This window comes from Phyllobacterium trifolii, assembly GCF_014192095.1.
GTDB classification, from domain to species: Bacteria; Pseudomonadota; Alphaproteobacteria; order Rhizobiales; family Rhizobiaceae; genus Phyllobacterium; species Phyllobacterium trifolii.
In genome coordinates, this window is the sequence record NZ_JACHXN010000014.1 from 138,745 (window position 1) to 149,230 (window position 10,486).

The 10,486-nt window shown below is 57.4% G+C and carries 10 protein-coding genes; 4 read left to right on the forward strand and 6 right to left on the reverse strand.

The window, feature by feature from the left end; all coding sequences use genetic code 11:
* Positions 1–19: 19 nt before the first annotated feature.
* The 6 genes from FHS21_RS20250 to denD all read right to left on the reverse strand — a co-directional run bounded on the left by FHS21_RS20250 (position 20) and on the right by denD (position 6,263).
* Positions 20–919 (reverse strand): carbohydrate ABC transporter permease, encoded by a 900-nt coding sequence (locus tag FHS21_RS20250; protein ID WP_112529710.1) that lies wholly within the window; start codon positions 917–919, stop codon positions 20–22.
* 14 nt (positions 920–933) lie between these two features.
* The gene (locus FHS21_RS20255; protein WP_370637233.1) at positions 934–1,785 is read right to left on the reverse strand and encodes a carbohydrate ABC transporter permease; all 852 of its coding nucleotides are present in this window, start codon (positions 1,783–1,785) and stop codon (positions 934–936) included.
* A 160-nt stretch (positions 1,786–1,945) separates the two neighbouring features.
* Positions 1,946–3,259, reverse strand: a complete 1,314-nt coding sequence (locus FHS21_RS20260; protein ID WP_112529716.1) for an ABC transporter substrate-binding protein — start codon at positions 3,257–3,259, stop codon at positions 1,946–1,948.
* A 126-nt stretch (positions 3,260–3,385) separates the two neighbouring features.
* Complete coding sequence (locus tag FHS21_RS20265; protein WP_112529719.1) at positions 3,386–4,450, reverse strand: ABC transporter ATP-binding protein; 1,065 nt, start codon at positions 4,448–4,450, stop codon at positions 3,386–3,388.
* A gap of 53 nt (positions 4,451–4,503) precedes the next feature.
* Positions 4,504–5,277 (reverse strand): SDR family oxidoreductase, encoded by a 774-nt coding sequence (locus tag FHS21_RS20270; RefSeq protein ID WP_112529723.1) that lies wholly within the window; start codon positions 5,275–5,277, stop codon positions 4,504–4,506.
* Positions 5,274–6,263 carry a D-erythronate dehydrogenase gene (gene denD, locus FHS21_RS20275; RefSeq protein WP_183663797.1) on the reverse strand — a complete coding sequence of 330 codons (990 nt, stop codon included), beginning with the start codon at positions 6,261–6,263 and terminating at the stop codon, positions 5,274–5,276. Before denD ends, FHS21_RS20270 begins: the two co-directional genes overlap by 4 nt.
* A gap of 149 nt (positions 6,264–6,412) precedes the next feature.
* On the opposite strand from denD, the gene FHS21_RS20280 reads away from it, so the two are divergent.
* The 4 genes from FHS21_RS20280 to FHS21_RS20295 form a co-directional block, all read left to right on the forward strand.
* Positions 6,413–7,438, forward strand: coding sequence for a LacI family DNA-binding transcriptional regulator (locus FHS21_RS20280; RefSeq protein ID WP_183663799.1), 1,026 nt, complete (start codon positions 6,413–6,415; stop codon positions 7,436–7,438).
* Between the two features lie 95 nt (positions 7,439–7,533).
* Entirely contained in the window at positions 7,534–8,298 is a 765-nt protein-coding gene (locus tag FHS21_RS20285) for a DeoR/GlpR family DNA-binding transcription regulator (protein ID WP_112529765.1), read from the forward strand.
* A gap of 146 nt (positions 8,299–8,444) precedes the next feature.
* A complete protein-coding gene (gene glpD, locus FHS21_RS20290) occupies positions 8,445–9,962 on the forward strand; it encodes a glycerol-3-phosphate dehydrogenase (RefSeq protein ID WP_112529730.1) in 1,518 nt (505 codons plus the stop codon).
* A 52-nt stretch (positions 9,963–10,014) separates the two neighbouring features.
* Positions 10,015–10,486, forward strand: a 472-nt coding sequence (locus FHS21_RS20295) for an ABC transporter ATP-binding protein (protein ID WP_183663801.1), incomplete at its 3' end; no start/stop codon positions are given.

Genomic DNA, 10,486 nt, shown 5'->3' on the forward strand with positions numbered 1-10,486 from the left:
AGGAGCTCCTGGGTGTCCGCTATTCCTTGACCGCGCCGGTCATGGAAGAAACGTAATAGTCGACAAAGAATGAGTAGAGAATGACGACCGGCAGCGACCCGAAAAGTGCGCCTGCCATCAGTGAGCCCCACTCGAAAACATCGCCTCGCACCAGTTCCGTCAGGACGCCGACCGGGACAGTCTTGTTTTCCGAGGATTGGATGAAGGTCAGCGCATAGATGAACTCATTCCACGACAAAGTGAAGGCAAAAATACCAGCCGAGATCAATCCCGGTACCGCCAGCGGCAATATGACCCTGATGAGGATCTGCCAGCGTGACGCGCCATCCACCAGTGCGCTTTCCTCAAGCTCGAACGGGATCGAACGGAAGTAGCCCATCAGAAGCCAGGTGCAGAAGGGGATCAGGAAGGTCGGGTAGGTGAAGATCAGAGCAAGCTTGGTGTCATAGATGCCAAACTTGAAGACGATGACGGCAAGCGGAATAAACAGGATCGACGGCGGCACCAGATAGGCGAGAAAGATCAACAGGCCGACGGGACGCGATCCCGAGAACCGCACTCGCTCGATGGCATAGGCAGCAAAAACGGACGCTACCAGAGATAGCGCTGTGGCGCACACCGCAACGACCAGTGTGTTCCACAACCAGCCTGGATAGGATGTCTCGAACAGCAGGTATTTGATGTGGTCGAGCGTCGGCTTCACGACCCAGAACGGACTGAAGTTGTTGTAGTCGGTCAGCTGCGAGTTTGGCTTCACCGCCGTGATCGCCATCCAGTAGAACGGGAATATCAGCACGAAGACAAAGACTGCGAGCGGCAGATACAGGACGACGATCCGCCGCGGCAGCCGGTTGAGATAGCTCATGCCCTGCGCGTCGTCGGTGAGAACATGCGGGTTGGTCTGTTCGGTAATGCTCATGTTCGTTTCCTCCCTCAATCCTGTCCGCCCTGTTGCCATTTTCGGCGCTGCAGGCCGAAAAATGAAAACAGGATCGATGCAAGCAGGAACGGGATCATGGCAACGGCAATCGCTGCGCCTTCACCAAGTTGACCACCGGGGATGCCGCGCTGGAACGAGAGGGTCGCCATCAGGTGCGTGGCGTTGACCGGCCCACCCTTGGTCAGGACATAGATAAGCTGAAAGTCGGTGAAGGTGAACAGCACCGAGAACGTCATCACCACCGCAATGATCGGCGTCAGCATGGGCAGCGTGATGAAGCGGAAACGCTGCCATCCGGTCGCCCCATCGAGGGACGCTGCCTCATGCAGCGATTGCGGAATGGTCTGAAGCCCGGCGAGCAGCGAAATCGCGACGAAGGGGATACCGCGCCAGACATTGGCTGCGATCACCGAAGCGCGTGCGTTGTTGGGATCACCAAGAAAATTGATTGGGCTATGGATCCAGCCGAGTTTCATCAACGACCAGGAAATGATCGAGAACTGCGCATCGTAGATCCACCAAAACGCGAGGGCCGAAAGGACGGTCGGAACCACCCATGGTAAAAGAATAATGGCGCGGAAGAACGACTTGAATGGCAGATGTTCGTTGAGAATCAATGCCAGCCAGAGGCCGAAGCCGAATTTGAGGATCGAGGCGATGAGCGTGTAGAAAATCGTATTATACACCGCCATCCAGAAGACTGAATCGCGGGCGAGCGCCTCATAGTTTTCGAGTCCGATGAAGATGCCATCCCTGCCTATTGTCGTGTCGGTAAAGCCGAGCCAGACGCCGAGGCCGAGCGGATAGGTCAAAAAGCACAGGAGAAAGACGGCGGCCGGCAGCATGAAAAACAAGCCGACGGCGGTATTGCTCCGGGCGATATTTCCGAAGGCCAAGGGCTGCTTCGCAGTTGTCGTCATTGTCATCGGATATCTCCGGTTGCCAAATTAGCTTGATGAGTTGGCTTCCGCTGCCTTTCGGGACAGCGGAAGCCAGTCTTGTTGCCTAGACCTTGTAATAGCGGTTCGCCCGCTTTTCGGCCTGGGCGATGGCGTCTTCTGGCGTCATCTGGCCGGTAACAGCCGTGGCATACATATCCACGAGCACGTAGTCGGCCATGGTTCCGGCCGAGGCTGCGCCGAGGGGGCCGGCATAGCCGTTCGGCCGCAGGGTTCCGGAAGCCTTGGCATAGGCGGCATGGATCGGATTAGAGGTCCACACCGGATTGGCGGCGAACTCCTTCAATGGCTGGCAGCAATAGGCGCTGGCACCCTCGATCCAGGCGTTCATGTTGTCGGCCTGATACATGAACTGCAGATAGGCTTTCGCGGCCTCCGGATATTTTGTGTGCTTGAAGATCGAAATGGTCGACGTCTGATGCAGCTCGACCGATTGTCCAACCGGTCCGATCGGCAGATTGGTCGAGCGCATGTCGTCGGCGATCGCCTTCATTGCGGGATCCTTCACGGCGGCGTAGTAAACCGACACACCATTGGCCGTCAGTGACACCTGACCGGCAAGGAATGCGCGATTGTTGTTGACGTCCTGCCAGCTTTCCGTACCCGGAATGAAGGTCTTGTAGAGCTCCTGCGCATATTTGACAGATGCCAGCGTCTCGGGGCTGTTGATCACCACCTTGCCGCTCTCATCGACCATCTTGCCGCCATGGCTCCAGAGCAGCCAATGAGCATAGTTGTTGCCGTCGCCGACCGCCTTGCCATGAGGGAAGCCCGCCGGCGTCCCCTTCGCCTGCATGGCCTTGCAAAGTTCGAGGAAACCAGCCGTATCTTTCGGGAATTCGCTGAAGCCGGCCGCCTTCATGTGGCTATCGCGATAGACGACCGCGTTGCCGATGGCGCAAAGTGGCAGCGCGATAAACTTGCCGTCGCGCTTGGCATAGCCTTCGAGGCCTGGATACCAGCCGCCATGTGCTCCGCCGAGATATTCGCCAAGTTCGGTCACATCGACGAGCTTGTCCGGATATTGCTGCGGATCATCGAACCAGCTCATGACCATGTCCGGGCCCGAGCCGACATTGGCCGCAACGGCAGCCTTCGGGCGAACGTCTTCCCAGCTCTCCTTGTCAATGCGCACCTGAACGCCGGTGGCGTCGCTGAACTTCTTGGTGTTGGCGAGCCAGGCGGCCTCTTCAGCCGGGACGAACGGCACCCAGCGCAGGAGGCGAAGGGTTGCGCCCTCTTCCGGTTTATAGGCGGGCGCCGATTGCGCGAAGGCCGGCGTGAGACCGAACCGGTTCAGTCCGGCTGCGGCAACGAGCCCGGCAGATGCGCCGAGTAGGTGTCTTCTGTTGATGGTCATTGATGCTCCTCCATTTAACGACCGGATAAACTAGAAAGGCTTGTTCAAAATGCTCCCGCATTCCGGGCCTGCTTGCGGGGAATTGTATCCGGCATCTGCACCCCGACTGGCAGATGCCGTTAAACTTTAGGCCAAGCGCTTGCCCGTCTCCGCATCGAACAGATATGTCGCCTCCGCGTGGATCGACAGGCCGACAGTTTCGCCGGGTTTCGCACTGATGCGCTGATGGAAAACACCGGTAATGAGATCACCGCCGACGCGCATGATCATCTGGGTTTCCGACCCGGTTGGCTCGATGACCACCACTTCGGCCGGGATACCGCCATCTGCAATTGTCATGTGTTCGGGGCGTAGACCATAGATCAGCGTGCGGCCCTTGGCGCTTTCCGGTGCCTTCACTACAGGAAGCACGACACCGTTCTCTGTTGTGAATTTCAACCCATCGTTCGGGTCTAGCTTGCCCTTGATCATATTCATCGCCGGCGAGCCGATGAAGCTTGCCACGAAAAGATTGGCCGGCTGGTCATAAAGCTCGAGCGGTGCGCCGATCTGTTCGACCAGGCCGTCATGCATCACCACGATCTTGTCGGCCATGGTCATGGCTTCGATCTGGTCATGCGTGACATAGACGGTGGTTGTTTTCAGGCGCTGGTGCAATTCCTTGATTTCCGCGCGCATGGCGACGCGCAGCTTGGCGTCGAGGTTGGATAGCGGCTCATCGAACAGGAAGACCTGCGGGTCGCGTACGATGGCGCGGCCCATGGCAACGCGCTGGCGCTGACCGCCGGAGAGCTGGCGTGGAAAACGGTCGAGCAGCGGCGAGAGCCCGAGGATCTCAGCTGCAGGCTTTACACGCTTGTCGACCTCCGACTTTGGCGCACCCTTCAACTTCAGGGAAAATGCCATATTGTCGGCGACGGTCATGTGCGGATACAGCGCATAGTTCTGAAACACCATGGCGATATCACGCTCTTTCGGCGCGAGGTTGTTGACCACCTTTCCACCGATCTTGATCTCGCCCGCAGAGATGTTCTCAAGCCCCGCCAGCATGCGCAGCAATGTGGACTTGCCGCAGCCGGAAGGCCCGACGAGAATGACGAATTCGCCGTCGGCGATCTCGATGTCGACACCCTTGATAACCGGGTGAGTCCCGAATGATTTTCGTACATTGGCGAATTCAACCGATGCCATGCCTTCTCCTCCAAAATTTTCGTGAGACAACGAAAAATCGCTGTCGAAATATTTTAGCCGCGTCCGACGAGCGGCATCTTCGTCGCCATGATCGTCATCGTCAGTACATTGGCCTCCAACGGCAAGCTTGCCATATGCACGACCGCATCGCCGATATAGTGAGCCGGTATGGTTGGCTCGCTGGCAGTTTCGCCATTGGCTTGTAACACGCCTGTTGCCATCTTCGATGTCATCTCGGTTGTGGCATTGCCAATATCGATCTGACCGCAGGCAATGTCGAATGGTCTGCCGTCCAGCGCTGTCGACTTGGTCAGGCCGGTAACGGCATGTTTCGTTGCCGTATAGGGCGCGGAATTCGGCCGCGGCGTTTGTGCCGAAATCGAACCATTGTTGATGATGCGTCCACCACGTGGTGTTTGCGTTTTCATCAATTTCATCGCCTGCTGAGTGCACAGGAAAACACCGGTGAGATTTGCGCCGACAATCGAATTCCAGTGATCGAAGGTGAGTTCTTCCATCGGGATATTCGGAACATTGACCCCTGCATTGTTGATGAGCAGGTCGAGCCGTCCGAACTCGGATTTGATTGCTTCAAAAAGCGCCGCGACCGATTTCGGATCGCTGACATCCGCAGATATCGCCCTTACGGCGCCACGTGTTTCGGCCCCCAATGCCTTGGCGGCATCCTCCAGTACATCCTTGCGGCGACCGGAAATCACGACCGTATAACCTGCGCCAAGCAGTGCCGTGGTAATAGCCTTGCCTACGCCGGTGCCGCCGCCGGTAACCAGCGCGATCTTGCCTTTGCCTGAATCCTCTTTACTCATGCCGCAACGTTCCCGCCCAGTTCGTCTTCAATATGTGCCTTGATGATATCATCAAAGGCAGTTTCTGCCTTGAAGCCGAGCTTCGTCGCACGCGTCGTGTCGAAATCCGTCGCCCATCCGGAGACGATTTTCTGAATTGTTGCATCGGGTTCGCGGCGGATCAGCTTGACCGCCTTGTCGCCGGCCACGCGGCGCAGCGCGGCGATTTCCTCGCCGACGAGAGCCGAGAGCCCCGGCATGGAAAGATTGCGGCGTGCACCGACCTTGTCGAGATCAAGCGTGGAGGCGTGGATGAAGAACCCGACGGCAGCGCGCGGGCTGGCAAACCAGTGGCGTACATTTTCATCGACCGGAAGTATAGCTTCCTGTCCTACCAAGGGTTCGCGCAGAATATTGGAGAAGAAACCGGACGCGGCCTTGTTGGGCTTGCCCGGACGAATGCAGATAGTCGGCAAACGAATGCCGATCCCGTCGAAGAAACCGCGGCGGCTGTAGTCCGACAGGAGGAGTTCAGAGATCGCCTTCTGCGTGCCGTAGCTGGTCAGTGGGGTTGTGAAAAACTCGTCGCTAATCTTCTCCGGAAACGGCGTTCCGAACACGGCAATCGATGAGGCAAATACCACGCGGGGCTTGTAAGGAGCATTTCGGCTTTCCAGCCGGATCGCCTCGAACAGCGCGCGCGTGCCGTCGAGATTGACTTTGTAGCCTTTCTCGAAATCGGCTTCCGCTTCACCGGAGACAATGGCGGCGAGATGGAAGATCATGTCGGGTCGGCTTGCGATCAGTGATTCCGCCACGCCAGTGTCCGAGAGGTCTGCCGCCTTGGTTACGGAAATGTCGGCAAAGGGTCGGGGTGCGGCGGGTTCGATGACATCGACGAGTGTAAGCCTGTTGATGTCTCCGCCCAGCGAGCCGGGCTCTGCAGCGATCCTGTCGAGCAATTTGCGGCCAACCATTCCGGCTGCACCGATCACCAAAACATGCATAAGAAGAAGTCCTCCCTGCAAGCCCCTCCCGGGCTCGTCGCACTAATATATAAGAACGTGGTGCAAACTTATGCACACTGACTAGCATTCATCAAGCCTTTTATGGTAGCGCTGTCATAAATCTTGTCAATCGCACTGGATTGGTGCCAATGCCGCGCAAACGCAACGCTCACCGAAGTCCCGATATGCCGACTCTTGCCGATGTTGCGCGGCTTGCCGGCGTGAGCGAAATCACGGCGTCACGCGTTGTCCGTGTTCAAGGCCCTATCGCCGATTCAACCAGAGCACGTGTACTAACGGCCATCGCCGAGCTTGGTTATATTCCGAACCGTGCTGCTGGCAGCCTTGCTTCTGCGGGATCGACGCTGATGAGCGTGCTGCTGCCATCGCTATCCAACATCGTCTTCCCCGATGTGCTGCGCGGCATCCACACGGCGCTCACCGAAACGGCGTTTCAGCCGGTGATCGGTGTCACGGACTACGATCCGCTGATCGAAGAGCGAATTCTCGTCTCCTTTCTCGCATGGCAGCCAGCAGCGGTGATCCTCGCCGGTCTGCATCACACGCCGACCGCGCGCCGGCATCTCGAGCATGGCCGCTTTCGGGTCGCCGAGTTGATGGACATCGATGGCGAGCCTGTAGACATTGCGGTTGGCATGTCGCATCGCCAGGCTGGCTATGAAACCGGAAAACATCTCATCCAGCGCGGCTATCGCCGCTTCGGCTATGCCAGGCACAATGTAACAACAGACGATCGCGCCAGTGCCCGTTATGAAGGGCTTTGCTCGGCATTGCAGGAGGCTGGCCTGTCTCTTGTTGCAGAGCATTGTTATCCCGACGCGAGTTCGACCAGGGCAGGGCGCGACGCACTGGCGATACTTCTAGCTGCCCATCCCGACCTGGACGTTGTCGTATTCCCGAATGACGATATGGCGATGGGCGGCATTTTTCACTGCATGCATGCGGGAATCGCAGTGAAAGAGAAGCTTGGTATATTTGGTTTCAATGGACTCGATATCGGCCAGGCCATGCCAATGCCTCTGTCAACGATCCTGTCTAAACGGTTTCTCATTGGAAAAACCGCAGCCGAAAAATTGCTTGAAAGCCGCGAGCGGCCCGCCGAAAAGACCATCATTAATACAGGGTTCGACATTATCGAAGGCGCAACGGCATAGGGAAATGAGCCGGGTTCGTTTACCCATAGATTGACATAAGCTTTCATTTTCGTTTTCGTATAGACTGCAGAAAAACGAAAATGAAAGCGCAAGCCATGTTTCTCGCTCCCAGGCACGCCGAAATTTTGGAAATGGCCAAGGAGCACGGACGCGTTCTAGTGGACGATCTCGCCGTTCATTTCAATGTCACGCCGCAAACCATTCGCAAGGATCTCAACGACCTGTGTGACCAGCGCCTGCTCAACCGTATCCACGGCGGCGCGCTGTTTCCCTCCGGCGTGCAGAATTTGGAATATGAGGCGCGGCGTTTGATTGCTGCGAGCGAAAAGGAAGCGATTGGCCGCGCCGCGGCGGACCTCATTCCCGACAATGCCTCTCTATTCGTCAACATCGGCACCACCACGGAAGCGGTGGGGCAGGCACTACTTGACCGCAAGGGCCTGATGATAATCACGAATAACATCAATGTTGCCAACAAGTTACGAATTTACCCGGACATTGAGGTGGTTATCGCAGGCGGTGTCGTGCGTGGGTCCGATGGCGGTATCGTTGGCGAAGCGGCGGTCGATTTTATCCGTCAGTTCAAAGTGGATTTCGCCGTCATCGGAACGTCCGCCATCGACAGTGACGGCGCGCTTCTCGATTTCGATTTTCGCGAGGTCAAAGTAGCGCAAGCAATCATGGCCAATGCGCGCCATGTGATCCTCGTCTCCGATTCAACCAAATTCGAGCGCACAGCACCCGTTCGCATAGGCCATCTTTCACAGGTCCACACCTTCATCACCGATCGCTGCGAGAGTGAAGCAATTCGCCAGATTTGCGTCGATGCGGACGTTCGGCTCATCGAAACTTCGATTTGACAATGCTCTTGTGCGGCGCAGCCATGCGCGGTATAGTTCCTTTTAGTTTCGTATTGGTTTCGTAATGCTTCCGTATATCTTTCGCAATTGCGAAGAAATGGTGCGCTGCGAAATGGGGAGCGCAGGGATTGTCTAATCTGGTCGACATGGTCTACGACATTTTTGTCATCGGCGGCGGCATCAATGGATGCGGCATTGCGCGCGATGCTGTCGGCCGTGGCTTTTCGGTATTTCTCGCGGAGATGAGCGACCTTGCCAGCGGTACGTCCTCTGGTTCGACCAAGCTCATCCATGGCGGTTTACGCTATCTCGAATATTACGAATTCCGGTTGGTGCGCGAATCGCTGATGGAGCGCGAAGTGCTCTGGGCCAGCGCGCCGCACATCATCTGGCCGCTGCGTTTTGTTCTTCCGCATCATGCTGGCTTACGTCCAGCCTGGCTCTTGCGGCTCGGACTTTTCCTTTACGATCACATTGGCGGGCGCAAGAAGCTTCCGGCCACACGCACCCTGGACATGACGCGCGATCCGGCAGCCAAGCCGCTGAAGTCGCTCTATACCAAGGCCTTCGAATATTCCGACTGCTGGGTCAACGATGCGCGGCTGGTTGCACTCAATGCCCGTGACGCGGCTGATCGCGGCGCGGTCATTCGCACACGTACGAAAGTTGTCAGTGCCCGCCGCGATGCGGATCACTGGACGCTGACCCTGCAGGACGGGTTGACCGGCGCGACGGAAGAAGTCCGCTCACGTCTTCTGGTCAATGCCGCCGGTCCATGGGTCGATGAAGTATTGACTGGTGTCGTCGGCAGCAATAATGCGCACAACGTTCGTCTCGTGCAGGGCAGCCACATCGTCGTGAAGAAGAAGTTCGACGATCCGCGCGCGTATTTCTTCCAGAACACCGATGGGCGCATCATTTTCGCCATTCCCTACGAACAGGATTTCACCCTCATCGGCACTACCGACCAAGACTATCACGGCAATCCAGCCGAGGTGAAAATCAGCGATGCCGAGATCGACTATCTCTGCGCTGCCGCCAGCGAATATTTTGTCGAGCCGGTGAAGCGCGACCAGGTCGTCTGGACTTATTCGGGCGTGCGTCCGCTCTACGATGACGGTGCCTCGAAGGCACAGGAGGCCACGCGCGATTATGTGTTGAAGACCGACGCGCCGGAAGGCCAGGCGCCGTTGCTCAATATATTCGGCGGCAAGATCACCACATTCAGGCGCTTGTCCGAGCATATGCTGGAAAAGATCGAAGACCAGCTTGGCAAGCGCGGCAGGCCTTGGACGGCGGCCGGAACACTACCGGGCGGCGACTTTGCAGCCACCGCTTTTGATGCGGAGCTGCAGAAGCTCAAAGCCGATTATCCATTTCTCGACCCACGCCATGCGCATCGCCTGTTCCGGCTCTACGGTACGAAGGCACGTACACTGCTTGGCAAAGCCGCTTCTGTCGCCGATCTTGGCAGGCATTTCGGCTCTGACCTTTATGAAGCCGAGGTGCGCTATCAGATCGAGCATGAATGGGCGGTGACGGCTCAGGATGTTCTCTGGCGTCGGACAAAGAAGGGTTTGCATTTGAGCGCCGATGAGGCTGCTGCGCTCGACCGTTTTATGGAAAATGCTGTCGATAGACGGCGCCAGATCGCGGCGGAATAGAATTGAATGATACGGTGTGGATAGGTCTGCACCGTCTCTGGGAGGAGTAAGAATGTTGGAACTGCGGAATGTATCCAAGGTAGTGGGCGGAAAACCCCATCTCAGCGATATTTCGCTGACTTTGGAACATGCGACGCTGAATGTCCTGCTCGGACCGACCCTGTCCGGCAAGACCAGCCTCATGCGCATCATGGCAGGACTGGACGTGCCGACCTCCGGCTCTGTCTGGTTCGACGGCAAGGACGTGACCGGCGTGCCGGTACAAAAGCGCTCGGTCGCGATGGTCTATCAGCAGTTCATCAATTACCCGGCCTTCACGGTCTACGAGAACATCGCCTCGCCGATGCGCGTGGCTGGAGCCGACAAAGCGACAATCGACCGCGAAGTGCGCAAGGCTGCCGAAATGCTGAAGCTCACGCCCTTCCTCGATCGCACGCCGCTCAATCTTTCCGGCGGTCAGCAGCAGCGCACTGCGCTGGCGCGCGCTATCGTGAAGAACGCCAAGCTGGTTCTGCTCGACGAGC

What these genes read in the sequence shown, in the direction of transcription:
- glpD (WP_112529730.1), top strand. Translation starts at nt 8,445, where the DNA reads ATGGTCTACGACATTTTTGTCATCGGCGGCGGCATCAATGGATGCGGC.
- denD (WP_183663797.1), bottom strand. Translation starts at nt 6,263, where the DNA reads ATGCATGTTTTGGTGATCGGTGCAGCCGGAATGGTTGGCCGCAAATTG.
- FHS21_RS20260 (WP_112529716.1), bottom strand. Translation starts at nt 3,259, where the DNA reads ATGACCATCAACAGAAGACACCTACTCGGCGCATCTGCCGGGCTCGTT.
- FHS21_RS20250 (WP_112529710.1), bottom strand. Translation starts at nt 919, where the DNA reads ATGAGCATTACCGAACAGACCAACCCGCATGTTCTCACCGACGACGCG.
- FHS21_RS20270 (WP_112529723.1), bottom strand. Translation starts at nt 5,277, where the DNA reads ATGAGTAAAGAGGATTCAGGCAAAGGCAAGATCGCGCTGGTTACCGGC.
- FHS21_RS20265 (WP_112529719.1), bottom strand. Translation starts at nt 4,450, where the DNA reads ATGGCATCGGTTGAATTCGCCAATGTACGAAAATCATTCGGGACTCAC.
- FHS21_RS20280 (WP_183663799.1), top strand. Translation starts at nt 6,413, where the DNA reads ATGCCGCGCAAACGCAACGCTCACCGAAGTCCCGATATGCCGACTCTT.
- FHS21_RS20285 (WP_112529765.1), top strand. Translation starts at nt 7,534, where the DNA reads ATGTTTCTCGCTCCCAGGCACGCCGAAATTTTGGAAATGGCCAAGGAG.
- FHS21_RS20255 (WP_370637233.1), bottom strand. Translation starts at nt 1,785, where the DNA reads ATGCTGCCGGCCGCCGTCTTTCTCCTGTGCTTTTTGACCTATCCGCTC.